The sequence below is a fragment of the Streptomyces sp. NPDC030995 genome, from assembly GCF_055571215.1.
This window is the reverse complement of record NZ_JBVIFS010000029.1, coordinates 42,481-67,072: the sequence shown is the minus strand read 5'-3', so window position 1 is coordinate 67,072 and position 24,592 is coordinate 42,481. Positions and strand designations below refer to the sequence as shown.

21 protein-coding genes and 5 pseudogenes are annotated in these 24,592 nt (G+C 71.7%); 11 read left to right on the top strand and 15 right to left on the bottom strand.

Features of this window, described 5'->3' with window-relative positions:
* The first annotated feature begins 20 nt into the window (after positions 1–20).
* Entirely contained in the window at positions 21–2,171 is a 2,151-nt protein-coding gene (locus ACZ45T_RS31160; protein ID WP_468447182.1) for a flagellar hook assembly protein FlgD, read from the top strand.
* A 61-nt stretch (positions 2,172–2,232) separates the two neighbouring features.
* Here the strand turns inward: ACZ45T_RS31160 and ACZ45T_RS31155 are convergent, their stop codons facing one another.
* The 3 genes and pseudogenes from ACZ45T_RS31155 to ACZ45T_RS31145 form a co-directional block, all read right to left on the bottom strand.
* On the bottom strand, positions 2,233–2,625 hold the full coding sequence (locus ACZ45T_RS31155) for a nuclear transport factor 2 family protein (RefSeq protein ID WP_468447180.1): 393 nt from the start codon (positions 2,623–2,625) through the stop codon (positions 2,233–2,235).
* Positions 2,626–2,805: 180 nt separating this feature from the next.
* Positions 2,806–3,639 (bottom strand): phosphatase PAP2 family protein, encoded by an 834-nt coding sequence (locus ACZ45T_RS31150; RefSeq protein WP_468447213.1) that lies wholly within the window; start codon positions 3,637–3,639, stop codon positions 2,806–2,808.
* 102 nt (positions 3,640–3,741) lie between these two features.
* Positions 3,742–4,293 (bottom strand): annotated as a pseudogene (locus tag ACZ45T_RS31145) (phosphatase PAP2 family protein); the annotation flags it as partial.
* Positions 4,294–4,689: 396 nt separating this feature from the next.
* Between ACZ45T_RS31145 and ACZ45T_RS31140 the strand changes: the two are divergent.
* Entirely contained in the window at positions 4,690–5,361 is a 672-nt protein-coding gene (locus ACZ45T_RS31140) for a restriction endonuclease (protein ID WP_468447178.1), read from the top strand.
* Positions 5,362–5,836: 475 nt separating this feature from the next.
* On the opposite strand, the gene ACZ45T_RS31135 is transcribed toward ACZ45T_RS31140, so the two are convergent.
* The 5 genes from ACZ45T_RS31135 to ACZ45T_RS31115 form a co-directional block, all read right to left on the bottom strand.
* Positions 5,837–6,577, bottom strand: a complete 741-nt coding sequence (locus ACZ45T_RS31135; RefSeq protein ID WP_468447176.1) for a class I SAM-dependent methyltransferase — start codon at positions 6,575–6,577, stop codon at positions 5,837–5,839.
* A gap of 172 nt (positions 6,578–6,749) precedes the next feature.
* Positions 6,750–7,184, bottom strand: a complete 435-nt coding sequence (locus ACZ45T_RS31130; protein WP_468447174.1) for a response regulator — start codon at positions 7,182–7,184, stop codon at positions 6,750–6,752.
* Complete coding sequence (locus tag ACZ45T_RS31125; protein WP_468447173.1) at positions 7,181–8,323, bottom strand: PAS domain-containing sensor histidine kinase; 1,143 nt, start codon at positions 8,321–8,323, stop codon at positions 7,181–7,183. Before ACZ45T_RS31125 ends, ACZ45T_RS31130 begins: the two co-directional genes overlap by 4 nt.
* A complete protein-coding gene (locus tag ACZ45T_RS31120; RefSeq protein ID WP_468447170.1) occupies positions 8,320–9,003 on the bottom strand; it encodes a response regulator transcription factor in 684 nt (227 codons plus the stop codon). Before ACZ45T_RS31120 ends, ACZ45T_RS31125 begins: the two co-directional genes overlap by 4 nt.
* On the bottom strand, positions 9,003–9,347 hold the full coding sequence (locus ACZ45T_RS31115) for an STAS domain-containing protein (protein ID WP_468447168.1): 345 nt from the start codon (positions 9,345–9,347) through the stop codon (positions 9,003–9,005). Before ACZ45T_RS31115 ends, ACZ45T_RS31120 begins: the two co-directional genes overlap by 1 nt.
* Positions 9,348–9,635: 288 nt before the next feature.
* Between ACZ45T_RS31115 and ACZ45T_RS31110 the strand changes: the two genes are divergently transcribed.
* Complete coding sequence (locus ACZ45T_RS31110) at positions 9,636–10,043, top strand: ATP-binding protein (protein ID WP_468447166.1); 408 nt, start codon at positions 9,636–9,638, stop codon at positions 10,041–10,043.
* Between the two features lie 45 nt (positions 10,044–10,088).
* Here the strand turns inward: ACZ45T_RS31110 and ACZ45T_RS31105 are convergent, their stop codons facing one another.
* Positions 10,089–11,453: an NAD(P)/FAD-dependent oxidoreductase gene (locus tag ACZ45T_RS31105; RefSeq protein ID WP_468447164.1), complete on the bottom strand. Its 1,365-nt coding sequence runs from the start codon at positions 11,451–11,453 to the stop codon at positions 10,089–10,091.
* A 583-nt stretch (positions 11,454–12,036) separates the two neighbouring features.
* Between ACZ45T_RS31105 and ACZ45T_RS31100 the strand changes: the two genes are divergently transcribed.
* Positions 12,037–12,294: a DUF5133 domain-containing protein gene (locus tag ACZ45T_RS31100; RefSeq protein ID WP_468447162.1), complete on the top strand. Its 258-nt coding sequence runs from the start codon at positions 12,037–12,039 to the stop codon at positions 12,292–12,294.
* Between the two features lie 250 nt (positions 12,295–12,544).
* Here the strand turns inward: ACZ45T_RS31100 and ACZ45T_RS31095 are convergent, their stop codons facing one another.
* Positions 12,545–13,525, bottom strand: a complete 981-nt coding sequence (locus ACZ45T_RS31095; RefSeq protein ID WP_468447160.1) for a YihY/virulence factor BrkB family protein — start codon at positions 13,523–13,525, stop codon at positions 12,545–12,547.
* A gap of 890 nt (positions 13,526–14,415) precedes the next feature.
* Between ACZ45T_RS31095 and ACZ45T_RS31090 the strand changes: the two are divergent.
* The 5 genes and pseudogenes from ACZ45T_RS31090 (at position 14,416) to ACZ45T_RS31070 (ending at position 19,791) form a co-directional block, all read left to right on the top strand.
* Positions 14,416–14,488, top strand: a pseudogene (locus ACZ45T_RS31090).
* A gap of 75 nt (positions 14,489–14,563) precedes the next feature.
* Positions 14,564–15,700: a leucine-rich repeat domain-containing protein gene (locus tag ACZ45T_RS31085; RefSeq protein WP_468447158.1), complete on the top strand. Its 1,137-nt coding sequence runs from the start codon at positions 14,564–14,566 to the stop codon at positions 15,698–15,700.
* The gene (locus tag ACZ45T_RS31080; protein WP_468447156.1) at positions 15,697–17,397 is read left to right on the top strand and encodes an ankyrin repeat domain-containing protein; all 1,701 of its coding nucleotides are present in this window, start codon (positions 15,697–15,699) and stop codon (positions 17,395–17,397) included. The genes ACZ45T_RS31085 and ACZ45T_RS31080 overlap by 4 nt, the downstream gene beginning before the upstream one ends.
* A complete protein-coding gene (locus ACZ45T_RS31075) occupies positions 17,394–18,593 on the top strand; it encodes an AAA family ATPase (protein WP_468447154.1) in 1,200 nt (399 codons plus the stop codon). The genes ACZ45T_RS31080 and ACZ45T_RS31075 overlap by 4 nt, the downstream gene beginning before the upstream one ends.
* Positions 18,594–18,606: 13 nt before the next feature.
* Complete coding sequence (locus ACZ45T_RS31070) at positions 18,607–19,791, top strand: vWA domain-containing protein (protein WP_468447152.1); 1,185 nt, start codon at positions 18,607–18,609, stop codon at positions 19,789–19,791.
* A gap of 48 nt (positions 19,792–19,839) precedes the next feature.
* Here the strand turns inward: ACZ45T_RS31070 and ACZ45T_RS31065 are convergent.
* Together ACZ45T_RS31065 and ACZ45T_RS31060 are read right to left on the bottom strand one after the other, a co-directional pair.
* A pseudogene (locus tag ACZ45T_RS31065) lies at positions 19,840–20,415 on the bottom strand (glycosyltransferase); the annotation flags it as partial.
* Positions 20,388–20,549 (bottom strand): annotated as a pseudogene (locus tag ACZ45T_RS31060) (MerR family transcriptional regulator); the annotation flags it as partial. The pseudogenes ACZ45T_RS31065 and ACZ45T_RS31060, both read right to left, overlap by 28 nt.
* Positions 20,550–20,967: 418 nt before the next feature.
* Here ACZ45T_RS31060 and ACZ45T_RS31055 point away from each other — a divergent pair.
* The gene (locus ACZ45T_RS31055; protein ID WP_468447150.1) at positions 20,968–21,384 is read left to right on the top strand and encodes a hypothetical protein; all 417 of its coding nucleotides are present in this window, start codon (positions 20,968–20,970) and stop codon (positions 21,382–21,384) included.
* Positions 21,385–21,460: 76 nt separating this feature from the next.
* Here ACZ45T_RS31055 and ACZ45T_RS31050 read toward each other — a convergent pair whose 3' ends face one another.
* Complete coding sequence (locus ACZ45T_RS31050; RefSeq protein WP_468447148.1) at positions 21,461–22,408, bottom strand: LysR family transcriptional regulator; 948 nt, start codon at positions 22,406–22,408, stop codon at positions 21,461–21,463.
* Positions 22,409–22,568: 160 nt separating this feature from the next.
* On the opposite strand from ACZ45T_RS31050, the gene ACZ45T_RS31045 reads away from it, so the two are divergent.
* Positions 22,569–23,357, top strand: a complete 789-nt coding sequence (locus tag ACZ45T_RS31045; protein WP_468447146.1) for an alpha/beta fold hydrolase — start codon at positions 22,569–22,571, stop codon at positions 23,355–23,357.
* Positions 23,358–23,474: 117 nt separating this feature from the next.
* Here ACZ45T_RS31045 and ACZ45T_RS31040 read toward each other — a convergent pair.
* Positions 23,475–24,032, bottom strand: a pseudogene (locus tag ACZ45T_RS31040) (LysR family transcriptional regulator); the annotation flags it as partial.
* Between the two features lie 106 nt (positions 24,033–24,138).
* Entirely contained in the window at positions 24,139–24,402 is a 264-nt protein-coding gene (locus tag ACZ45T_RS31035) for a hypothetical protein (RefSeq protein ID WP_468447144.1), read from the bottom strand.
* Positions 24,403–24,592: the final 190 nt, after the last annotated feature.

The following is a 24,592-nucleotide window of genomic DNA, read 5'->3' as shown; positions in this document are numbered from 1 at the left end:
TACCATCCGCTCACTTTGCGGTGGGGCGCAGGGCTGCCGGAACGGGCCTGCTGATCAAGGAGAGGTACAACGGGGAGCCGGCCTCCTGGCGGCATGCCGATGGCAGGCAGACGCTGTCCGATTGCGGCGTCGGATCGGCCGTGCTCGGGGACGAGGTCGCCTGCCCGGCCGGCACGGTTCTGGAAATCCACAACTTCGCTTCGGGGGCGACCGAGTCGGTCCCGAGCAGGGAGAACCGGGCCTGGAACACCGCCATATCACCGACCCAGGTGCTGACGTCCGAGAAGGATGCGAACGGCCGGTACGCGCTGCATCTGCTCGGCCGCGCGAAGGACCCGCGCAAGGACGTGCCCGTGACGGGCGTCGGAACGATGGGGGGCTTCGCCGTTCTGGCGTCGGACGCGCAGGGCGCGATCGTGGAGCACTGGGGCGGCGGCGAGGAAGGCAAGGACCGGCACGGGTACCTCGACTACGCCACGGCGACGCTGAAGGAGCTTCCGCGACCCGCCGGTGTGGATGCCAACTACAACAAGGTGGCTCTCGGCTCGAAGTGGATCGCCATGGTCGACTTCGACAAAGCGATCAAGGTCTCCCGGACCGACCCTGCCGTGATCCGTCCGCTGGCCGTCCCGCACCCGACACAGATCCTGCCGGTCGGTGACTGGCTGATCGCGGACACCACGGCGGGCTGGGACGAGTCGGTGTCGGTCTACCCCGTGGACGGCAGCGCACCGCGAAAGCTGCTGGACGACGTTGACGGGCCATTGGTCCTCGGCTCGGACGGCAGCGCATACGGTCTTTCCACCACCAACGGCAGCAGCCGCTGGGCCATCCACCGCATCTCCGTGGACGCCCAGGGCATCCCCCGCCTCCAGGAAGCCCTGGCCGTTCCGCCACGGCCCGCGCAACGGGACAGCATCGCCTTCGCCCAGGGCAATCTCTCCGCGCTGCACGTCGACAGAACCCAATCCGTCCTGGGCTACCGGGTCTCCGTGGCGGGTCCGTTGTCGGTCGCTCAGGCCCCCGTCTGGCGCTGTGACACCTCGCCCCAGGACCCCTTCTGCCAACACGCGGCAGCCAGCGGCACGGTCAGTGGAAACGTGGCAACGGGTGACGGTCGAATCGTCGGCCTGGCGGCCAACAGCTCGTGCTCCGACGGCTGTGTCGTGACGGCGCACATCCGCGAGGCCCGCACCGGCGGTGCCCATCGCACCGTGAAGCTGCCCGGCAACCTGCAGCGCTTCGCCGTGGTGAACGCCTCCGGCCGCCACGTCCTCCTCCGTGCGACGGAGAAGGGGATCGAGCGCCTGCTCATCCTCGACATCGACGCCGGCAAGGTCCTGGACACCAAGCCCGCCTCGGCCGCGGGACTCTGGGGCTTCCTGCTCTGGCAGCCCGAGGGCGACAAGGGTGTCGTGGCAGCGACGGACCTGCGGACCGGCCAGGTCACCCGCCGGGTCGACCTGGGGTCGGGCTGCCGCCCGCACGAGCTCCAGGTCAACGGCGACTGGTTCTACTCGACCTGCTCTGCCGACGGCTCCGGCGCGGCCGCCCACCACGCTCGGTCAGGGCGGCGGATCCCGCCTCCCTTTGTCTCCGAGGCGCCCCGTGTGGAGCTCGGCGACGGGTACGTGGTCCAGGAGGGACGCGACCACCGCAAGCTCTACAACCTGCGCTCCGGCACCGTGGTGAAGGAGTACGAGTCCGAGGACCGCTGGGTCAACTACGGCCTCGGCTGGGCCATTGACCGTTTCGGCGGCGGCCTGGCCCACATGGGGAAGGATGAGACAGCCAAGGTCGTCGGGGTCACCGGCGCCGCCTCCCCCCTGGCCGCCATCGACCAGAACGTCCCCGGCACCCTCGACTCCAGGAGCACGACCGGCCGCCAGGCCCGCTGGTGGCTGTCCAAGCCGGCCACGTCCTGGAAGCTGATCGTGGGCAACCCCACCTCGGGCATCTCGACCGTCGTGCGCAGCGGCGGTGAAACGCGCGGCGTGATCGACCTGTCCTGGGACGGGAAGGACCAGTCCGGCCGTGCCGTCGCCAACGGCGCGTACGAGTGGACGCTGCTCGCCAGCCCGGCAGACGGCCGGGGAGGCCAGCTCAAGGTGACCGGCTCGGTCACTCTCACCAGCGGCGCCACCTCCCCGGCCCGTCCCGGCCGCCCCTGAGAATCCCGCGGCAGCCGATGCCGCCGCGGTGGCTGACGGGTGTGAATCCGGCGCGGCAGTCCTACGACCAGAATTCGTCGTACGCGCGCGGGTCGACTGGGAGGACCCAGCCCTCGCTGATCCTGTTGTCCTTCATGTGGAAGACGAGGGCCAGGTCAAGGTCGAGTTCCTTGCCTTCACGTGACGCCGTGACATGGATCAGAGCAACCATGTGGTCATCGTTTGCGAGGACATCGTGGAGCTGCGCGCGGTACGTGCCGCCCGTCAGCTCGAACTCCCGGCCGAGCAACGCGAAGGTGTCCTCGCGCCCCCGGTAGTCACCTGTCAGCAGGTTCCTGCCCTTGATGTGCCAGACCACATCGGCTTGGAATTCCTGCGCCAGTGCATCCATGTCGCCGGCCGAGAAGGCGGCCAGGACACGGTGGAACACGGCGATGTGTGGGTGATCGGTCATCAGGGCCTCCTGCGCTCCCTGGCAAGCTACGCACCGGGACACGCGCAGTGGCACATTGACCTCGACCATTGGGCCGAACGCCACACAGGGCAGTAGCAGCCGAGGGGACGGCCAGCCGGATGACGATGCTCTCGGTGATCGGCAGCGGACCGTCGCGGTCCTCCCAGGCCGCCCTGCGGGTCAGCCTGGGGCGGAGCCGGTCCCATGCCTGCGCGATCGCCGTGCCGTAGCGCCGGGTGGAGGTGGGAGCGCAGAGGCTCGTACGTTCAGCGGCGGTTCGGGGGCGGGGCCCGAGAGCTCCGGCTCCAGGCCCTCCCGCGTCACGATCGTCCGGCGCCTACCGGTGTCTGCCCGCCAGGCTTCGAAGACCAAGGTCGTCGCGGTGACCACGGCGAGGCCGAGCAGCCATCCGCCCACAACGTCGCTCGCCCAGTGCACGCCGAGCGCGACGCGCGTGTAGCCGACACCCACCACGGAGATCACCGCGAGCGCCCAGGGAAGGAACTGCCGGGCGCGGGGTACCAGGGGCAGCAGGACCAGCAGGAGGACGGCACACGAGGTGACGGCCGTCATCGCATGGCCGGACGGGAAGGAGAACCCCGGCGCGTGGGCGACCGGATCAGGCAGATGGGGCCGTGCGCGCTCCACCACGCTCTTGACCAACACCCCGGTCAGGGCGCCGGCCACCGCGGTCACGGACGCCCAGGCCGCGAGCCGCCAGGCGCGGCGGGTCAGGAGCCAGAGCACGAGCAGGGCCACCAGCAGACGCATCGTCACGGGGTCCCACACGAAGTCGGTGAGGACGTGGAGGACGCGCACCCAGCCGGGATGGCCGAGGGCGGCTTGGTGCAGCCGCTCGGCGGCCGCCTGGTCGAGGCGGTACAGCGGCGGCCACCCGGACTCCACCAGGACCAGGGAGAGGGCGAAGGGCACGCAGGCCGCGGCCGTTACGGCGGCGGTCAGGAGGAGTCTCGCTGCGAAAGTGGCGTCGGGCCCGGAGTAACGTGCCGACAGGGCCCGCACGGTGGTTCGCGTTCGCCGGGGCGGGCCAGTGCGCGCCGTCCTGGGCGTCGGCGCGTCGCGGCCGGTCAGTGCGACGGACCCGACGATCAGCAGTGTCGCCGCGCCGTTGAGCAGGCCGCCCGCCACGTCGGTGGGGTGGTGCATGCCGCGGTACACGCGGGACAGCGCGACGGCCGCCGGAACGAGCAGCAGCACCGTCGCCGCGGCATACCGCCAACGGCCGCGGGCGCGTGTCCTCAGCAGCACGATGACGGCCAGTCCCGCGTACAGGGCGACGGCGGCCCCGACGTGTCCGGACGGGAAGCTCGAGGTCGGTGGCGCGCCGTCCAGGCGGGGGACGTGGGGGCGCGGCCGTCGTACGAGCGCCGTCACCAGCAGGAACACGGCCGACTGCGTGGCGACCGACGCCGCGAGGAAAAGGGCCTCGGCCCGCCACGCGACCTGCGGCAGCACGAGCAACGCCACGACGCAGACCAGGGTCACGCCGATGACGCTCTCCGTGTCGGCCAGTGCGGAGAGCCACCGTGTGAGAGCCGTGAGCGGTGCGACGCGTTCCTCGGCGAGGTACCGATTGACCCGGTCCTCCCATGGCAACCGTCCCTGGTCTGCCGCAGGTCCGGTGAGGAGTGTCCCCAAACCCACCATCAGGGCTGCCTGGACCGGCAGGAGCAGCAACGGCCAAGTCCTCCGGCGCGCAGCCGGACCGTTTTCCCGCGTCATGAGGATCTTGTTGCCACGACGGGCCCGATGATGCGCCGTGCGCGGCCGAGTCCGGACTCGGCTCAGCCGCTGACCGCCAGTCCCGGTGTGCCGGGCCCGTTTGGATCCGGAGATCCCGATCAGACGAGGGGAGACGCTCCGGGTCCGCCATCGCCGGGGCGCAGGCTCTCGCCCAGGGGGCGAGGCTCGTGGAGGGTGAGGAGGGGACGTATGAGGGCATCGCGAGGACGCCGACGCAGTGGGGGCGGTGGCGCGGCGTCGGTGGGGCGTGACGTCGTATTGGCAGTGGGGCTGGTGGGGATCTGCCTGGGAGGATCGGCCGTGTTCGTCAGGACGGCCGCGGTCGCGGGCGGCGGAGGCATACCGGTGATGCCGATCGTCACGGTGATCATCCTGGCCGCCGGGATGGCGATGGCGCGGTGGAGCGTGGCGCCAGGCCGACGCCGGCCGGACGGCCCGACGGCGCTGGGGACGCCGTCACCCTGCGCTCCGCCAGCGGCCGGGGCGGAGGCCGCACCAGAGGCGGCCGGCCTGCCCGAGGTGAGCTCCGGTGCCTTGGACCACACGGCGGTGGACGCAGACGGCTTCGAGCACATGGTCGCCGCGTTGTGCGCCCGCGACGGCTGCCCCCAGGTGGAAGTCGTCGGCGGGGCGGGCGACTTGGGGGCCGATGTGATCGCCACGACGGCGGATGGTCTGCGCGTGGTCATCCAGTGCAAGCACTACGGCGAGGGCAACCGGGTCGGTTCGCAGGACCTCCAGCGCTTCGGCGGCACCTGTTTCGCCGTCCACGAGGCCGATGTGGCCGTCGTCGTGACGACCAGCGCCTTCACCGCTCCGGCCGCCGAGTACGCCGCCACGTGCGGCATCGTCTGCGTCGACGGCGACGGCCTGGCCGCGTGGACGGAGTCGCGAACGCCGCCTCCATGGGAGGCCGCTGCCTCGGCGCGCGCCGAGGCAGGGGCGGAAGGGGTGACGGCTGCCGACGCCTAGAAGGAGCGGACGGATTTCGTAGCCGCAGGGCGCGGGGCGACAGTGCACCAGTCGGCGGAATGTCCGGAAGATCCGCTCGACCACTCATCCGGTCAGAAGCATGGATACCGGAAGTCGCCCGCGTCGGCCCTCCCCCTGCAGGGATGCGGCCGGGGGCCCTCTGCCCTGGGTGGCGGGCACCCCGCAGTTTCGAGAGAGAGTCCCGGGGCACACGACGTAGCGTCACGATGGGCTACATCGGGAGGGCTTGTGTCCGGACTACTCGCAAAGATCAAGCAGTTCAGTCGCAGCCCGCAGGGGCAGCGGGCAATCGCTTCGGTGCGGCGTGCAGCGTCCGACCCGCGCAAGCGGGAAGAGGCTCGCGGAATGCTCAGGCGTCTTCGAGGCAAGCGCTGACCTCGGCCAGGGCAGTCGCGTCTACGCTGGACGGAAGGGCCCGGCCCCAAAGGGCCGGGCCGGCCCCGGAGATCATCGGTCAGGCGGTGCAGCGGATCATGATCAGCGGCCGGTTCGCGGCGTAGTCCGCCCAGAATTCCTCGCCGAACTTCTCCACCCCGGCATCCGAGACGTCCAGCCGAACCCACTCGATCCCGGTGAAGCCGGCTGCCGTCAGTGTCTGCTCGTACGTCTCCTTCGACGGCGCGGTGGCCTCGAACGAGACGGGCGGATCCAGCAGGGCCGTGATCCGCGTCCCCCGGCCGATCTCGTTGTCCTTGCCGGTCGCCTCGCACAGGAACCCGTACTTGGCCAGCGACGGGCCGCCGAAGTCGTAGCCCGGATTCTGCGCGAACAGGAAGAACGCACCGCCGGGAACGAGGCTGCGCCGGATGTTGCGCATCATCTGCTCGATCTCGGCGACGTCGGTCGCGTAGTTGAACGCCTGCACGGCCACGGCGACGTCGAAGGGCTGATCGAAGGTCCGCAAGGTGGCCGTGTCCCCGACTTCGTATGCGATGCCGAGGGGCTCGGACTGCTCGCGGGCATGGGCTGCGTCGATCATCGCGCTGGAGATGTCGAACCCGAAAACACGGGACGCAGCGCGGCGCTTGAGCTCGCGGCTGTAGAAGCCGGTACCGCAGGCGACGTCGAGTACGGACTTGCCGGTGACGTCGCCGACCAGGCCGAGGAAGCCTGGTACCTCGGTGTAACGAATGATGGGCAGGGTCTTGAAGCCTTCGAATGCTTCGCCGATGTCGTCGTACAACTGACCACTCATCGTGGTAGCTCCCCCTCGATTTGTGGCGTCGGCTCTCAGAACGAGCCGCGGCCCTCGGTGGGAAGTCTCCCTGGTGATCCATTGGACTTCGTACTGGTGGAAGGTACGAACATGCTGGCGGAATCGCTGAGGTGAGTCCAAAGGTGTGCCTGACAGCCGGCTTGCGCCGTTGTCATGCGCTGGCTCCGCCCTCGGCGGCGCGGGGAGTGGCTCCGAGGGTTTCCGCTCCCAGGGCCCGGACCGCGGCCAGCAGCCGGGCGTTGGGGATGCCCTTGACGAGGTATCCGGCGACGCCGACCGCGGCCATCTCGGTGCGCGGGCCCTGGTCGCCGTAGGCGGAGAACGCCAGGATGCGGACGCCGGGGACGGCGCGGAGGATCTGCTCGGCGGTGTACGGGCCGCCGCCGGGGAAGCGCACGTCGAGCACCACGACGTGCGGCCTGTGGGCGGTGGCGAGTCGGATCGCCTCGTCGGCGTCGGCCGCGCTGCCGGCCAAGGTGAGGTCGGGTTGTGCCCCGACGACCTCTGCCAGCGCCGCACGCAGCATGCTGTTGTCGTCGCAGATCAGCACCCGCAGGGGGCCCCTGGGCGTGGCGGGCGGGGTCACGACGGCTCCTGGGCGGTGGTCAGGGAGTCGAAGCTCCTGACGGGCGCACCGGGAAGCGGTTCGTCCAGCTCGCCGGCCGGCAGGTCGGGCACCCAGAACTCCACGGTCGTGCCGGCACCGGGCTCGCTGCGCAGTGTCCACCAGCCGCCGGCGGTCTCGGCCCGCTCCCGCATCTCCATCAGCCCGAAGTGCTCCTGCAGCCTGCGGGCGACCGCCGCGTGGCCGGTGCCGTCGTCGGCCACTTGGACCCGCAGGCCCCGGGACTCGGTGGTGACGCTGACCCGTACGGTGCGTGCTCGGGCATGTTTGCGCACGTTCAGCAGCGCCTCCTGCACGATACGGAAGATGGTGATCGCGGTCTCGGGGGCCGGTTCCTTCTCCAGGTTGTGTTCCAGGGTCGGCTCAAGACCCCAGCTCCCGGCCACCACGTCGTCGAAGTGCTGGGACAGCGACTCGACCAAGCCGTGCCGGTCGATGCCGGGCGGCTGGAGCCGGAAGGTGAGGTTGCGCAGGCGGCTCACCGCCTCGCGTACCGTCGCGTCGAGCAGGGAGAGTTCATGCGCGTAGGGCTCGCCGGCCTGGTCGGCGAGGAGCTGTAGCCGCATGCCGACGGCGACCATGGCCTGGATGGAGTCGTCGTGCACGTCCCAGGCGATGCGGCGGCGTTCCAACTCCTGTGCCTGTACCAGGTGGGTGAACAGGCGGCGGCGTTCGGTGAGCGCCTGCTCGGCGGCACGGCGCTCGGTCATGTCCCGGGTGACCTTGCCGAAGCCGCGCAGTTCGCCGGTCTCGTCGAAGAGCGGGGTGATCACCACGTTGGCCCAGAAGCGGGAGCCGTCCTTGCGGATGCGCCAGCCCTCGTCCTCCAGCCGGCCTTCGGCGATGGCCGTTTCAAGCTCCTTGTGGGGCTTGCGGGCAGCGATGTCCTCGGGCGGGTAGAAGACCGAGAAGTGTTTGCCGATGATGTCTGCGGCGCGGAAACCCTTGATGCGCTCCGCGCCGGCGTTCCAGCTGGACACGTGGCCTTCGGGGTCGAGCATGAAGATGCCGTAGTCGATGACGCTCGTGACCAGCAGGGTGAACGCCGTCTCGGTCGGAGCGAGGGCGCCACCTTGTTCGGCGGGGCTGTCACCGGTCATCGGAGCAGGCCCTCACGGCGGGCCACGGCGACCGCCTCCAGTTGGGAGCGGGCGCCGAGCTTCTCCAGGACCCGCTGGATGTGGTTCCTGGCGGTGTTGAGGGCGACGCCGAGCCGCTGACTGATCTCGGCTGTGCCCAGGCCGTCGCCGAGCAGGCCGAGGGTCTCGCGCTCGCGCGGGGTGAGGGTGGTGCCCAAGCCGACGGTTCTGCCGGCCAGCCGGTCCAGGGCTCCGCTGAGCAGTCCCTTGCTGAAGGCCACTTCACCCGCCGCCACCAGACGTACGCCGTCCTGGAGCTCGCTCAGGTTGTCGAACTTGAGGATGAGTCCCGAGCCACCGGCCTCGGCGACGTGGGCGGCCACCGCCGGGGTCCCTTCGCCGGTCAGCACCAGCACCCGGGTGCCGGGTGCGGCGGCCTTGAGCGCGGTGATGGCGGCGATGCCGTCGCCGTCGGGCAGTCGCCGGTCCAGCACCACCACGGCGGGGCGCAGTCGGGCCGCGTCGGCCAGCGCATCCTTCACGGACAGGCTACGGCCGACCACCTCCAGGTCGTCGGTGCGGTCCAGGGCGAGCCGGATCGCCTCGGCCACCATGTCGTGGTCCTCGACGAGCAGGATGGTGATGCGTCCCCCGGCGGTGCGCGGCACGGTATCCGGTGGGGTCTGCGGTGTCGAAGGCATCACAGGGTCCTCGGTGGTAGACGCGGCACGCCGCCGGCGAACAATTCGTCGACGCCGGTGAGAGCGAACAGTCGGGCCACCTGCGGGCGGGCGCCCTCCACGCGCAGCTCGGTGCCGATCCTATCCGCTGTGGCCTTGGCCTCCATCAGCACGTTGAGCCCCGCGCAGTCGCAGAACCGCAGTCCCCGCAGGTCGAGCACGAGACGGACGGGCCGGCGGGCGAAGCAGTCGGCGACGGCGGCACGCAACTGCGCGGTGCCGTCCAGGTCCAACGCGCCGACGAGCCGCAGACCGGCCACGTTGGCGTCGAGTGCGGTGCTGGCCTGGAACACCGGGCCGGTCACGTTGCGTCTTCTTTCATGCGGCAGCCCTCAGCCTGGGTAGTGGGCACCAGTCCAGAGTAGTGAATCTGCACTAGAAAGGAAGCCGTTCTCCTGACGGGTCGCCACCGCGTGGGCTGATCGGCGCGAAAGCGCACGACGGCAGGGGCGCGAACCCGTGAACGTTTCGAACGGGGTGGGTACCCTGCTGTGTGGGGAAACGCCAAGGCACAGGGCCCCGACAGCGCTACGGGCTCCCAGGCAGCGGTGGAGCACCTGAGCGGTGAGGCACTCAGTGGAAGGGGCGTGGGGATGGAGCTCCCGTCGGCCATTCCGCGCGACGCCCGTCGTGCGGAGGTGTGCGTGGACTTCGACGGCGCGCCCGGCTGCATCGCCGAAGCACGGGAAGCCGCCGTTGCCTTTCTTCGCCACCACGCCCCGCCCGCCGGCCGCACCTTTCACGATGACGTCCTGCTGGTCGTCTCCGAACTGGTGACCAATGCCGTCCGCCACGCTCCCGGGCCCTTCATCCTGGAACTCGGCCTGGTTCCTGGCGGGATCGAGATCACCGTGCGGGACACGAGCCCACGCCCCCCGCACTCCCGGACTCCCGACCTGACCGGCGGACGCGGGTGGACCATCGTCCAGACCCTCGCACGCCGGGTGCGCGTCGTCCCCTGCCACGACGGCAAGGCCGTCCACGCGGAGCTGACCTGGTAGTCCCGGGCGCGGTGACGGATCGGAACGCCGGCTCCCTCGCCGTCCTCAGCCGGAGGCGCGCAGCGCCGCCGTGTGGGCCCTCACCTGATCGGCGGTCAGGTAGGTGTCGGTGTACTCGAACTCGCGCAGCGTCGGCGGCTTGGAGGACCGGAACCCGATCCGTACGAAGTCGTCCCCGGCCACCGCGTTCAGCAGCCAGTTGGTGAGGACGCGCGTCTTGGCGACGTTGGTGCGCAGCGCCGACCAGTGGTAGCCGCGGGCCACGGCCTGGGCCGGGAGCCCACGCAGCGGGATGCCCAGCGGCTTGGACACCGCGTCGGTGCCCCCGAGGTCGACGACGAGCCCCAGGTCCTTGTGCACGTACGGGCGAAGGGGCTGGTGGCGCAGTGTCGCGATCAGGTTGTCCGCGAGGGTGCGCCCCTGGCGCAGGGCGTGCTGCGCCGTGGGCGGGCAGATCGCACCCTCCTCCTGTGCGGCGAGGTCGGGCACGGCCGCCGCGTCTCCCAGCGCGAACACGCCGGCCGCACCGGGCACGGTCATCTCCGGGGTCACCAGGAGTCGGCCGCGGACGGTTTCCGCGTCGAGCGTGCCGATCAGCGGGCTCGCGGCGACTCCGGCCGTCCAGATCAGGGTCCTGCTGGGCAGCACCCGGCCGTCGGTCAGCGTCACCTCCGTGGGGCCGGCCTTGGCGACGCTGACGCCGAGGGAGACCTGGATGCCGCGGCGGCGGATGACGTCCAGGGCCACCTCTCCCAGGGCGTCGCCGAGTTCGGGCATCAGCTTCGGTGCGAGGTCGAGGAGGTGCCAGGTGATCTGGCCGGGGTCGAGCCTGGGGTAGCGCGTCACGGCGTGGTGGGTGAGCCGCTGGAGGCAGGCGGCCGTCTCCGTGCCGGCGTACCCGCCGCCGACCACGACGAAGCAGAGCCGGGCGGCCCGCTCCGCCTCGTCCTCGCTCGCGTCGGCCAGGTCGAGCTGGGCGATGACGTGGTCGCGCAGGTACGTGGCTTCGGCGAGTGTCTTCATGCCCCGGGCGTGCTCGGTGAGTCCGGGGATGTCGAAGGTGCGGGTGATGCTGCCGGGAGCCAGCACCAGATAGTCGTACGCGTGTTCCGTCAGCTCGCCGGTGATCTTACGGACGATGCAGATCCTCGCCTCGGTGTCGACGCCGACGGCGCCGCCGGGGATGATCCGGGTCCGGTAGCGGCTGCTGCGACGCAGCGAGACGGCGATGGACTGCGGGGTCAGCACGCCGGAGGCGACTTGGGGCAGCAACGGCAGATACAGCTGGTAGGAGTTCGGTGTGACCAGGCTGATGTCCGCTTCCGCGGGCGACAGCCTGCGCTCCAGCCGACGGGTGCACTCGACCCCGGCGAATCCGGCTCCCACCACGAGAATCCTCGGTCGTACCACGGTGTCCGTCCTTCCTCGGGCCTGCCAGGTCGACCCTCGCCTGCCCGCCCTGCGTCGGTCTGCACGGGGAAGCACCCGATGGGATTGAAGAAGGAACGTTTCGGCGTGTGCGACCCGGCTTCGCCGCACGTTCCGAGGGTTTCAGCGGCGTCCCGGCGGAAAAGCGCGAAGAGGCCGAAGAGATCGAAGAGGTACCGATCGCGAGGAGACGAATCGCCATGGGAACCATGATCCTGCTGATCGCACCGATGCTGCTGGCCCTGCTGCTGGTGACCCGCCGCGACGGCCACCGTCCCCGCCACAGGGCCGGCCGTACCTGAAGACGACCGCGCCACGCCTTCCACGGCGGCAAGACGATCACGGCTTGCTTCCACCCGCCGAAGCAGGCTTCCCTCGAGGGGAGCAGGTGATGACGCCGCGCCCTGCGGCAAGTAGGCGGTGTCTGCGCTTGCCTCGCGATGTCGTATGTGACCCGGCACTTACCGCAACGCCCTCGGCGCATGGGATCCGCGGCCGAGGGCAGACGACGCGTCGGTGGCGTCCTGGCCTCCCTTGAAGACGTCGTTCGTGAAGGAGCGAGATCGTGCTGATGGCTCACCCCGCGGTGCTGGCGCGTCTGGTGGAGGAATACGAAATGGTGGCGGAACTGAACACCGCAGACGGGCCCGAACCAGTGCGGCAGCGGATGGAGGACGTGGTGTACACACTGTGCGTATCGACCGGGACAAGTGACATCGAGTCCGCGCTGGCCGCGGCCCGGGATCGTCTGCGCACCGCCTGGCTTGGTGAGGCAGAGGCGGCCGCGCAGGACTGCCAGATCGCGAGTGGTACGTCGAAATAGTCCGGGACCGGAGCCGTACCGGTCCCGGAGGCCGGTACGGCACCGCCCAACGGACGGCCGGGGACGCGTGGGCCGGAGCCTGGCATGCACCGCCGATGGAACTGACGGTAAGTCAACAAAGCCGGGAGCCCAGATCTCCGAGCCGAGTGTCACGCCCCTGATCGGCGTGAACGACATGCGCTCGACCTCGGTCGCGCAGGGACACGACGACGGGACGTTCGTCTCTGACTTCGGGCTCGCCGCGCCCGTTTCAGACCCCGGGATCCTCCGTGGCCGGTTGTGTCACCCCGGCCCGTGCGGCTTCCAACTGGGCGGCGAAGGCCAGGCCCAGGAACAGGGCCACCGACGTCAGGTAGGACCACAGCAGCAAGGACACGAACGCGCTGAGGGGTCCGTACACGGCGGCGAAGGAGCCACTGGCCCCGACGTACACGCTCAGCCCCCACGTCGCCAGCAGCCACAGCACCAGGTACACGGTCGCACCGAAGGCCAGCCAGGTGTAACCCGGCTGGGTGCGGCGGGGGGACAGGCGGAAGATGGCGCTGGTGGCGAGGACCGCCAGCAGCACCCCCAAGGGCCAGCGCAGCAGGTCCCACGCGCGGACGGTGCCCGGGCCGAGGTGGTAGACCTCCGCCACGGCGCGGCTCAGGTGGGCGCCGAGGACGGTGACCGCGAAGCTGAGCCCGAGGGGCAGTCCGGCCAGTACGGACATGACCAGCCCGCGGGTGTACTTGTGCAGGAACGGCCGGTCACGTTCCGTTCCGTAGATGCGGTTGGCGCCCCGCTCCACCTGGCACAGGGCAGTGGTCACGTTCACGACGGAGAACATCAGGCCGAGCCAGAGGGAGGCCTGGCTCCCGTCCCCGGGCTGGTGCCGGCTCTGAGCCAGCGCGTCGTCCACCACCTTCTGGCTCGGCCCACTGGCCAGCCGACGGAGCGTCAGTTCTGCGATCCGGCCGATGTCCTCGGTGTGCAGCGCGCTGGACAACCCGATGACGGCGATGGCCAGCGGGACGATCGACAGCACAGTCTGCAGGGCCAGCGCCCTGGAGTGGCTGAAGCCGTCCGCGTACCGGAACCGGATGAAGGAGTCCCGTACGAGGCTCCAGCCCCCGTAGCGCCGCAATGCGGCCAGGGCCTCCTCGGCGGACAGCTCCTCGCCCTCCACCTCCAGTTCGCCTGCCACCGCCGTCACGTCCTCGTGCTGCGGTACCCGCGTCGCGGTTCCCATGACCGTCACCCCTGTCGAAGTCGTGTGTCCGGCAGCCGGTTCAGCCACCGACGGTGCACTCGGTCCGCTCGGCGCTCCCCGCGCCCCGGCCACGGCCGAACGCGTCTGCCCGTCCGGTACGCGCGTTGGCAGCCAGATCCGCAGGGGGGCGCCCTGTTCCACCCGTACCACCACGGCCCGCCGGAGCCGAGTCCCCGAGCGGCCGCGCGCCGGGCATGCGTAGCGCGACGAGGACGGCGAGGCCGCCGTACAGGGCCTCTGACGCCCCGACGGGCCCGGAGGGCGGCGGCGCGGCGTCCGGGCGCCGACGCGGCCGCTCCGCGACGAGGGTGATCAACGGGAAGACCGCCGACTGGGCGGCCACAACGCTGGCGGAGGAGCCTGCCTCCCGCAGTCGGCGCCCCGGCGAGAACGCCATCCACGCCGATCTTCGGGGCCGCCTGTACCGGCAGCCACACGAGTACGGAGAGGCTGTCGGGTCCCGCAACCGCACCGCATCCAGGTCTCATGGCCGGCGTGTAACCCGCCGCGGCCCGCTCATGCGTGTCCGGCGACGTGGGCCCACCGCACGGCCGGACGGGGCGGCTGCGGCGCAGACGCCGTTCCCGCCCTCGGCAGGCCGCTGCCGGAGCGTCAGCGGCCCGGTTGCGGCGCACGAGTGAGGCGTTCAGGACCGTCGCGAAGCCGCACCAGGCCGCGTACGGCACCAGGGCCGCTGCGGCCGCCCCGTCGGGGTCCCGGGTCCCGGGCAGGTCAAGCCACTCGGAAACGCCCCGAGGCGGGCAAACCACCCTTTGACGCAATTCATAGATCTATCAGGGCAGTCGGGAGTCAATAACCCAAACTGGTGATCGATTTCCGGCCGCCGGGTGGGTATGATCGCCGGCAGCAAGGCCGTAGCGCAGAGGTCGTCGCGCCCACGCATCGAGCTGGAGGACGTCGGTTCGAATCCGACCGGTCTTGCGTCTACTTCTGCAGTTCTCGTCTTGAAGTCGTGATGGACGCCGGGCACCGGCGAATGAAACCGGTGGAGTGGTGATGACACAGCCGACACCCGTACGGTGCCCCGCGATCGAGCACCCCGACCTATCGCCGGCCGACCCGGCCGGCCTCGACCCGCTGCTCGCCCGGCTCGCCGCGGACCGGCCCGTTGAGACCGACGAGACCTTCCCGCTCGGCACCCTGCGCACCGACGGCCGCGTCGACCTCTGCAAGCAGGGACTCGGCCCGGCCGGCGCGGCCCGGCTGCTGCCGGCCGCGGCCGCCTCCGCGCACGCCACCCACCTGCTCCTCGGTACCAACGCCATCGGCGACGCGGGCGCCCGCACCCTGGTCGAGGCCCTCGGCGGCAGCCACGGGCTGCACACCCTCTACCTCGGCTGCAACCGGATCGGCCCCGACGGGGTGAGCTCCCTCGCCGGCGCCCTCGCCGACGACACCACCGTCCGAGCCCTCTGGCTCAAGCGCAACCCGCTCTTCGGGGACGGCGCCCGCACACTGGCCGCGCTGCTGCGCCGCAACACCGCCCTGCGCACCCTCGACCTGGTCAACACCGGGATCGGAGCCGACGGCGTACGCCTCCTGCTCGACGCTCTGCTGGACCGCGAACAGCCCCTGGAACGGCTCTTCCTCGGCGGCAACGGCCTCGGCCGCGACGCCGCCCCGCTGCTCGCCGCCCTGATCCGGGAGGCCGGGGTGCGCGAGCTGTACGTCCCGGCCAACCACCTCGGCGACGAGGGCGCCGCGGCCCTCGCCGCCGCCGCGGCCGACTCCGCGCACCCGGTCCGCCTCGGACTCGGCGGCAACGGCATCGGCGCCGCCGGAGCGCGTTCCCTGGCCGCCTCCCTCGGCGGTATCGACGCCCTGGACCTCGGCCGGACCATGTCCGAGCGCAGCCTCGGGTCCCCCGGCAACGACCCCGGCGACGAAGGGGCGTACGCCCTGGCCGCCGCCCTCCCCGGCAGCCCCCTGCGCCGCCTGGAGCTGCGCCACACCGGCCTCACCGGACGTGGTGCGAAGAGCCTGCTCGCCGCGGTGCCCGACGACAGCCCGCTGGAGTACGTCGGCCTGGGCCCCGGCCTGCCCCGCCGCGTCAAGCGCTCCTTCACCGAACGGCTCCGCCCCGCCCGGGCCGCCCACCCGGACCTGCGCGCCATCGGCAGCGTGTACCGGTGAGCCTGGCGAACGCCGAACTGCCCGGCGGCTTCCGGCCGGAGGACGGCCCGGCATGGCAGCGGATCCGCCGCTACGCCGTGCCCGGCTGGATGATCGAGCAGGCCACCGCGCACCGGCTGGCCGGTGACTGGCGGGCGGCCTGCGCAGCCGCCGCTGTGGACGTCGGCTTCGAGCTTCCCGAGCTCCGGGCCCGCTACGGCCCCGCCGTCGCCGAGGCCGTGGCCGAGGACCTGCGGCATCTCGCCCCTGACCTGCTGCGCTGGCACCTGCCCCGGCTCCTGGGCGGCCGCACCACCATCGCGCCCGCACTGCGGATCCTGCTCGCCTCCTACGGCGGCCCCGGCGGTCCGACCCTCTCGGTCACCACACCCCTCATGACCGAAGGCTCGCAGCGGCTGCGCCTGCACTGCGCGCCGTTCGCCGCCAAGAAGTGGAACGTGTACACGGGGCAGGGCTTCGTCTCGGAGGACTGGACCGCGGTCCGGCCGTTCTGGGACGCCCGGTGCGCATCCGAGCTGGGCGCGCGCTTCGCCGACCCGGACGGCCTCGCCGAGCGGATCGCCCGGCTGCGGACCCGAGAGGACGTGGTCGAGGCCTACGCGGCGGCGGGCATCGAGTGCGATCTGACCGTCCCCGCTGCGCAGCCGTACCAGCGCCCGGTGGACCCGAAGGCCTTCCTCGGACGGATGCCGATCGACCTCACCCGGCTCGCGCCTGAGGTGGCGCGGCTCGTGGCGGCCGGAGCGGGCGACCGGTACCGGATAGCGGCCAACTGGCGCTCCTACCTCCTGCTGGAACACGCCGGTCCCGACCGGCTCCGGGCCCGCATCATCGAACAGGCCGAGGCACTCGCCGTCCCGCCCCTGCCCCTGTACGCCTGGCAACGCCTCCCCGACCTCGAACTGGTACGGACCGGCCTGATCACCCCGCGCGAGCTGCACCCGCTGGTGGCCGCCGCGCTGTCCCCCGGCTCCGGACCCGCCGTGGGCCCGCCCGGCCCCGACACGGGCAGGCCGGTACGGGTGCGCTGCCGCGGCGGGTGGCACGAGGTGCGCTCGCGAGGCGGTGTACTCGACGTGCCGCACACCCCCGAGGAGCAGCAACGCGAGCGCGCCATGCGGGCGTTCGGCGGCGCGGTCTCGGGGTGCTTCGCCGTGCAGCAGACCTGGACCACGGGCGAGGGGCGGCTGCCGCGTGCCCTCCAGACCCAGCGGCACGAGCTCTTCCTGCGCGTCCAGCACGGCGACACCCCGGGTGTGGTGGCGCTGCTGGACGCGGGTGTGGACCCCCGGATCCGGGACGCCCGCGGACGCGGGCTGCTGCACACGCTCCACCTGCTCGACCACGACGTGCTGCTGCCCCGGCTGCTGGCGGCCGGACTCGACCTGGAGGGACGGGACAAGGCCGAGCGCACCCCGCTGCTGTCCGCGGTGCACTGGGGCGGTTCGGCGGATCTGGTCAGGGCCCTGCTGGCGGCCGGCTCCCGGATCGACGTCATCGACGAGATGGAACTGTCGCTGTCCCAGGAGATCCGCCGCTACAAGCGCACCGACCTCGCCTTTCTGCGGGACCGCGTCGACGAGCAGTTCCCCGGCATCGGCGCCGACTGGTTCGACGAGCACATGGAGTACCGCGAGGAAGACGAGGACGAGGACGAGGAAGCCGGGTACGAGGAAGCCGGGGACGACGACGCATGAGTGCAACCCAGCCGCAGCCCGCACGGGCCCTGGCCGCCGCCGACGCCCTGGGTGCCCGGCTGAGCGCCACCCGCACCGAGCCCGCCACCAACCCTCAACTGGAGGCGCTGGCACTGGCCGTGACGGCCAATCAGCCCGTCCTCCTGTGGGGTGAGCCCGGCATCGGCAAGTCCGCCGGCATGGAGCAGCTCGCCACCGCGCTCGGCGTACGGCTGGAGACCGTCATCGCCAGCGTCCACGAGCCCTCCGACTTCGCCGGGCTGCCCATCGTCGGCGAGGACCCGGCCACCACGGGTGTCCCGATGGCCCCGCCGGACTGGGCGGTACGCCTCGCCCGCACCGGCCACGGGCTGCTGTTCTTCGACGAGCTGTCCTCCGCCCCGCCGGCCGTGCAGGCGGCCCTGCTGCGCGTGGTCCTGGAACGCCGGGTCGGCAGCCTCGAACTCCCGGCGGCGGTACGGATCGTCGCCGCGGCCAATCCGCCCGCCAGCGCCGCGGACGGCTGGCACCTCAGCCCGCCTCTCGCCAACCGCTTCGTCCACCTCGACTGGACGCACAACCCGCGCACCGTGGCCCGCGGCATGGCCGGCACCTGGCCCGAGGTGGCGATCCCGGCCGTCGATCCCGCCAAGGCCTCCGGGTCGGTCGCCCGGGCCCGCGGCGCCGTCTCCGGCTTCCTCACCGCCCGGCCGGGCCTGGTCCACCACATGCCGGCCGAGGCCGCCGGACGGGGCCGTGGCTGGCCCTCCCCGCGTACCTGGGAGATGGCCCTGCGGCTGCTGGCCACGGGGTACGCGGCCTCGACGGGGCGGGAGGCGCTGGCCGCCGCGCTCACCGGCGCCGTGGGAGAAGCGGCCGGGATCGAACTGCTCTCGTACCTCGAACACCTCGACCTGCCCGACCCGGACCGGGTGCTGGCCGACCCCGACGCCTTCGCCCTGCCCGAGCGCGGCGACCGGCAGCTGGCCTTCCTCATCGCCGTGGTCGCTGCCGTGCAGAGCGAACTCACCCGCCCCCGCTGGGAGGCGGGCTGGGCGGTCCTGGCCAAGGCCGTGGACGCGGGCGTGCCCGACGTCGCCGCCCGCGCCGCCGCCGACCTCGCCGCGATGCGCGACCTCGACTGGCCGGTGCCCGCCGGCATCGACGCCTTCGTGGAACTGCTCCAGCTGTCCGGCTCCCTGCCGGGCGGCGACTGAGGCCGGGCCCGCCGTGCGCCCGCACCTGGACCGCGCGAAGCTGCTGGCAGCCCGTTACAAGGCTGCCGAGGCCCGTCCGTACCTCGCCTCCGCGCTGTACGCCCTGACCGTGGTCCCCTCGGACGGGGTGCGCACCATGGGCGTCGACCGGCACTGGCGCTGCTACGTCTCGCCCGCCTTCGTCGAGGCGACCCCGGTCGCCCTGCTGGCCGGGGTGTGGATCCACGAAGTGGCGCACCTGCTGCGCGACCACCACGGCCGGGCCGAGCGCCTGCCGGCCGCCGACCAGCGCGATCCGGTCCGGGTCAACATCGCCCAGGACTGCGAGATCAACGACGACCTGCTCGCCGACGGGCTGGCGCTGCCCGAGGGCCGGATGGAGCCCAGGCTCTACGGGCTGCCCACGGGCGGCCTGTTCGAGACCTACCTGCCGGCGATTCCCCCGACGCCCCACGGACCGGACTGCGGCTCCGGCGCGCACGGCTCCCCCACGCCCTGGGAGCTGGGCGAGGACGGCGGCCCCGCCCGGGTCGGCCCGGTGGAGGCGGAGGCGCTGCGCCGGCAGACCGCCCAGGCCGTACGGGCCCACCAGCGCACCCGGGGCCGGATCCCCGAGGGCTGGGCCCGGTGGGCCGAGGAGCTTCTGGAGCCCTCCGTCGACTGGCGCCGAGCCCTGTCCGGAGCGGTCCGGGAGGCAGCCGCCTGGGCGGCCGGCGCGGTGGACTACACGTACCGCCGCCCCTCGCGCCGCACGCCCGCGCTCGGCGGCCGGGTGGTGCTGCCCAGTCTGCGCAGGCCGCTGCCGCGGGTGGCCATCGTCATCGACACCTCGGGATCGATGGGTGCGGACGACCTCGCGGCCGCGCTCGCCGAAGTCACCGGCGTGCTGCGGGAGGTGGGCGTCGGCGGCAACCGGGTCGCCGTCCTCGCCTGCGACGCCGACGTGCACGCCGTGACCCGGGTGCGCAGTGCCGGCGAGGTGACCCTGGCCGGCGGCGGAGGGACGGACATGCGGGTCGGCATCAGCGCGGCGCTGGCCCTGCCCGACCGGCCGAACATCGTGGTCGTGCTGACCGACGGGCACACGCCGTGGCCGGACGAGACACCGTCCTGCCGGCTGATCGCCGCGCTGATCGGGGATGACCCGCCCGCGCCCCCGGCCTGGGTGGAGACCGTACGCGTCGACCTCGCCACGTGAGCGCACTGGCCGGCAACGTACGGTCGTTCGGACCGCGGCGGACACTTGTCAGTGGTCGAGTCGGCCTCCCCCTGCCAGCTGTCGCACGGCCCGCACGACAGGGGCTGCTCCGTCTTCCGCTGCCATGTGCCGTGCGGCGGCCGTGGCCGCTCTTGTGTACGACGGCTCCCGCACCACGGTCGCGAGGGCGCCGGCGAGGCATGCCGGGGTCAGGGATCGGAACGGAATCGGCTGCGGCGCCGCCTCGATCGCCGCAAGCCGTGTGGCCCAGAAGGGTTGGTCCGCGGCCACTGGCACGGCGACCGAAGGGACTCCGGCGCGCAGCGCCGCCGCCGTAGTGCCGGCGCCTGCGTGGTGGACGACGGCGGCGAGCCGCGGAAACAACAGGGCGTGCGGTACGTCGCCGATGGTGAGAATGTCGTCCCCGCACCCGGCGAGTCCGGCACTGCCCGACTGCAGTACGCCGCGCAGCCCGGCGCGCCGCAGGGCGCGGGCGGCGATCTCGCTCAGGGGTTGCCCCTCTCCGGCGGCCATGCTGCCGAAGCCGATGAGGACCGGTGGGGGGCCGGCTGCCAGGAAGTCTTCAAGATCGGTAAGAAGAGGATCTGCTGGAGGCGTGCGAGGTCGGCGTCGTCGTAGCGGCGGTAGCCGGCCCGGCTGCGGTCACTGGGCGAGAGCAGTCCCGCCTTGTCGTAATGGTGCAGCGTGCGTACGGCCACCCCGGCGACAGCCGATACCTGACCAACGGTGTAGCCCATGGGCCTGCCCTTTCGTTCGTCTACAGCCTCAAGCCTGACGTAAGGGGAGGGTCAACTCCGGCAGGGCCAGGAGACCCCGTCGACCACATGCCGGTTGTCGATGGTCGGGGCCGGCAGGGGAACGGCGGCGCGCCACACGGTGCCGTGCGGGGCGGCAGTGTCGAGGCCGCCCAGGACCCCTGCCCGGAACCCAGTTGGGCTTCCTCCAGGTCGGACAATGCCTCCCACACCTCCTTCAGAACCTCCACGCGCTGGGTTCGGAAGTTCGCTCGTGCTTCGCGGGCCTGGGCTCGCTGCCATTGGGCGCCGGCGCGCCTGCCCCACTGATACGGGCGTTGCCAAGGCCTCCACAGCCGGCGCCGCCGCCGTTCTGATACCCGCCGTTCCCGCGCTGATGGGCTGTGGTCATAGTGGGCTCATGAGTAGATACGCAGAGGTTGTGGTCTTGGCGCGGGGAGCCGAAGAGGTCATGGAGCCCCTCACCCGCCCGGACGAGAACCGGGAATGGCACCAGTGCTTCACGCGGGTGGACGACTGGGTGTTCGCCGGACTGAGCAGGCCGTCTGAGAGGTGCTACACGTGGGTCATCCAGTTCATCCGCCACAACTGGCACGGGCTGCTGAGCCACCTGGAATCTCTGGCATGGCCGAACCCGCACTCCGTCCAGGTCCTCATCCGGGACGAGGACGACGACTGCTTCGGCCTGTGGATGATCTATGACGGCAAACTGACCGAGGTACCGCTGCCGCGCACCAAGCGAGAGCCCTTCTCGGCGTCCCTCACCGGGGTCCTCTCCCGGACCGACCGCTACCCCCTGTCCGGTGAGCACGTCTGAGACCTGCGGAGGCGCGACCGGACCGGTGGGCCCGGCCGGCATCTGCCGCCCGCCACGTCTTGGTTTGGTGCCACGTTCACGTCAATGGCCGACGCTGACCTTCCCGGGCGAGCGGCGAGCCAGGCCCTACGCCCGGGCCCCTCTCGACCGCCTCGTGGCAGGCTTCGATCAGGGCAAGCAGCGCGGCCCGGGGCGGATCGCTCCGCACCGCAAGGTAGGTCTGCATGACGGGTGCCGGGTCAGTCAGGGGGCGGAACACCACGCCGGGAACGGAAAGCTGATCGGCCTGCGGGGCGTAGAAGACCGTCCAGGACGGTTTGCCGTGGCCGATGGCGGCGAGGGTGTCCTGGTCGTTGGTGAACTCCGGGCCCAGGACGGGCGTGTAGCCAGCGGCCCGGCAGGAGCGCATCACCAGGTCATGGAGTGCGGGGTTGCGGGAGCGGGGGGAGAGCCGCAGCGGCAGTTCCGCGAGCCGGGCCAGCGCGACGGTCTCCTGCACGGCAAGCTCGTGCCCCGCGGGTAGCGCCGCCATCAGCGCGTCCTGCCACAGCGGCAGGAACTCCAGTCCAGGGGCGGCCCGTTCACCGCGCATCAGTGCGGCGTCCAGGTCACCGGACCGCACCTGCGCCAGACGTTCCTCGGTGCTGCTGGTGACGAGTTCCAACTGGGCGTCTCCCCTACGTCGGGTAAACGCGGTGAGTACGGCGTCCAGCCAGGCACCCAGCCCGGAGCTGGTGCCGAGGCGCACCGTCGCGGCCTGTTCGGCGCGCAGTTCGTCGATGGCTCCCCGGGCCCGTGTCTGGAGGGCGAGCATCTCCCTGGCGTACGGGAGGAGCCGGTTGCCGGCCTCGGTGAGCCGCACAACCCGGGTGGAGCGGGCGAACAGCTCGGTACCCAGCTCGCGTTCGAGCCGACGGAGCTGCTGACTGACCGCGGACTGCACAATGTGCAACCGCTCGGCGGCACGGCCGAAGTGCAGCTCCTCCGCCACCGTGAGGAAGTAGCGCAGCTGACGCAGCTCCATGGGCCCCCGGCCTCTCTGCCCGCCGGCCGTGACCAGCATTGATCACCGTTCGCGATCAGTGTAGGCGCGGATCGCTCATTGGCCGGTGGAGGTGATCGCGGTTGGCTGGGGACACCACCAACCGCGCGGCCCGCAAGGACCCACGAGGCAGAGGAGAACCATGCCCAGCCTGGACATCAACGACACCACGCTCCATTACGAGGACGAGGGGTCCGGTCCGACGCTGCTGTTCCTGCACGGCTGGGGCACCAGCGGCCGGACCTGGGGCGCCCAGCTGCCCGATTTCACCCGGGACCACCGCGTCGTCACCGTCGACTGGCGGGGCTGCGGGCGGTCCGGCCGGCCCGTCCGAGGCAACACCACCCCCGGGGTGGTCAGTGACCTGGTGGCGCTGATCGGCGCGCTGCGACTGGACCGGCCGGTGGTCATCGGCTCGTCGATCGGCGGGGCCTTCGCCACTGAACTGGGGCTGCTGAGGCCTGAGTTGATCGCCGGTGTGGTCTCGGTGGGCGCGCCGGGGTACTGGCCGTCGACGAAGGCCCAGGCGGAGCTCGTGGCCGCTCTGCGCCGCGACCGGGCCGGTACGGTCGCCGGCTGGGTGCCGGGGTGGTACGCGCCGGGCACCGCGCCGGCCCTCATCGACTGGACGGTCCGCCAGATCCTGGACTCCGGCGTCTACATCGACGAGCACCAGGCCACCGCCGACGGCTACGACCCACGGCCGACGCTGCCCGGGCTGCAGGTGCCGATCCACTACATCCACGGCGAGCTGGACACCGCGATCCCGCTGGAGGTGGCCCGGACCTGCGCCGCCCTTACTCCCGGAGCCGAGGTAAGCGTGATCGCCGACGCCGCTCACATGCCACACCAGGAGCTCCCCGACCGGTTCAACACCGCACTGCGCGCCGCGCTCGCCCGGATGTCCCAGGCCGCCCGCGCCACCGCGTGACCCGCCCGGACGTTTCCCACTGAAACCGTCCCGGTCAGGGCGGGTGACCGCGACCAGATGCGGCATCAAAGATCCGGAGTCGGCCGCATTCCACGCGGGCGGATGGGGAACAGCCGGTCAAAGACGTGTTGCTACGCGGATCAGGTCGGCGACGGCACGAAGTCGGCTCTGCGACGGCCAAGCGATCACCGTTGTCACGGGCGGAGCATCCAGAACGGAGCGGCCGGCAAGTGAGTGAGAGGTGGGCAGGATCGCCACCTGTCCCTCGGTGGACAGGGTTTCGATGTCGAGTCCGGCCGTCGAATCGAATGGCACGTGCAGCAGAGCCACGTCGGCTTGCCCATCCTCCGGCAGTTTCTGTTGCTGATGCGCCTCGCGGAGCAACAGATCGACGGTGGCTGCGCCGGGCTCGGCGCGGTAGGCATCGAGGAGTTTCGCCAACAACTCACTGGCGGTACCGAATTTGACGGCGAGGACGAGACGAGGGCTACTTTGCGCCGCCTGCTGGGTACGCCGCTCCGCTGCGGCTACCGCGCTGAGGATCGCGCGCGCCTCGGACAGCAGCACGGCGCCGGCCTCGGTGAGCGTGACCTTGCGGCTGGTGCGCTCCAACAGCATGACCCCGAGCTGTCGTTCGAGCCGGGCGAGGGCGTGGGACAGGGGCGGCCGGGCCATCTCCCTCCACAGCGTCCGTGGCGCCTCGTCATCGGTCTGGGCGGGCACGCGGACGTACGCCGGGCAGCGGCGAGCCCGCTCCCCCGGCCTTGTCGGCCGTATTGGGTCAGACGATGTCGGCGTACCAGATCCGGCTCGGCGGGCCCGCCGGGTCGGAGTCCCGGAAGCGCTTGGGCATCCCAAGCCTCAGTGCGGGGCGCACCAGCCGCCACGTCCGCTCGATCGCCTCGCCGGTGAAACCGTCGAACTCCGGCGTGACCTGGAGCAGCACCGCGCCGTCACGCAGGGTCTCGACCCGGTGGAAGTCAACGGCCGCGGCGATTCCCTCGCCCTCACCGAGCTGCTGGGCGATCTCGCGTGGGATCACCATCAGCCACTCGTACCCGCGCAGCAGCCGCCGCGACTCCGGCAGCGTCCACTTGGGCAGCGGCGGGCCGACCCGCTCCTAGTGCTCGGTGCGGCCCAGTGTCAGGCCGTAGCCGATCTGCGCGTAGCACGGGTCCACCTCCTGCGAGAAGTCCCGCAGCAGCTCAGTCCAGCGCGTCTGCGCGGCCGGCCCG

What these genes read in the sequence shown, in the direction of transcription:
- ACZ45T_RS31085 (WP_468447158.1), top strand. Translation starts at nt 14,564, where the DNA reads ATGACACAGCCGACACCCGTACGGTGCCCCGCGATCGAGCACCCCGAC.
- ACZ45T_RS31045 (WP_468447146.1), top strand. Translation starts at nt 22,569, where the DNA reads ATGCCCAGCCTGGACATCAACGACACCACGCTCCATTACGAGGACGAG.
- ACZ45T_RS31135 (WP_468447176.1), bottom strand. Translation starts at nt 6,577, where the DNA reads ATGAGTGGTCAGTTGTACGACGACATCGGCGAAGCATTCGAAGGCTTC.
- ACZ45T_RS31125 (WP_468447173.1), bottom strand. Translation starts at nt 8,323, where the DNA reads ATGACCGGTGACAGCCCCGCCGAACAAGGTGGCGCCCTCGCTCCGACC.
- ACZ45T_RS31095 (WP_468447160.1), bottom strand. Translation starts at nt 13,525, where the DNA reads ATGGGAACCGCGACGCGGGTACCGCAGCACGAGGACGTGACGGCGGTG.
- ACZ45T_RS31055 (WP_468447150.1), top strand. Translation starts at nt 20,968, where the DNA reads ATGAGTAGATACGCAGAGGTTGTGGTCTTGGCGCGGGGAGCCGAAGAG.
- ACZ45T_RS31120 (WP_468447170.1), bottom strand. Translation starts at nt 9,003, where the DNA reads ATGCCTTCGACACCGCAGACCCCACCGGATACCGTGCCGCGCACCGCC.
- ACZ45T_RS31050 (WP_468447148.1), bottom strand. Translation starts at nt 22,408, where the DNA reads ATGGAGCTGCGTCAGCTGCGCTACTTCCTCACGGTGGCGGAGGAGCTG.
- ACZ45T_RS31110 (WP_468447166.1), top strand. Translation starts at nt 9,636, where the DNA reads ATGGAGCTCCCGTCGGCCATTCCGCGCGACGCCCGTCGTGCGGAGGTG.
- ACZ45T_RS31155 (WP_468447180.1), bottom strand. Translation starts at nt 2,625, where the DNA reads ATGACCGATCACCCACACATCGCCGTGTTCCACCGTGTCCTGGCCGCC.
- ACZ45T_RS31075 (WP_468447154.1), top strand. Translation starts at nt 17,394, where the DNA reads ATGAGTGCAACCCAGCCGCAGCCCGCACGGGCCCTGGCCGCCGCCGAC.
- ACZ45T_RS31035 (WP_468447144.1), bottom strand. Translation starts at nt 24,402, where the DNA reads ATGGTGATCCCACGCGAGATCGCCCAGCAGCTCGGTGAGGGCGAGGGA.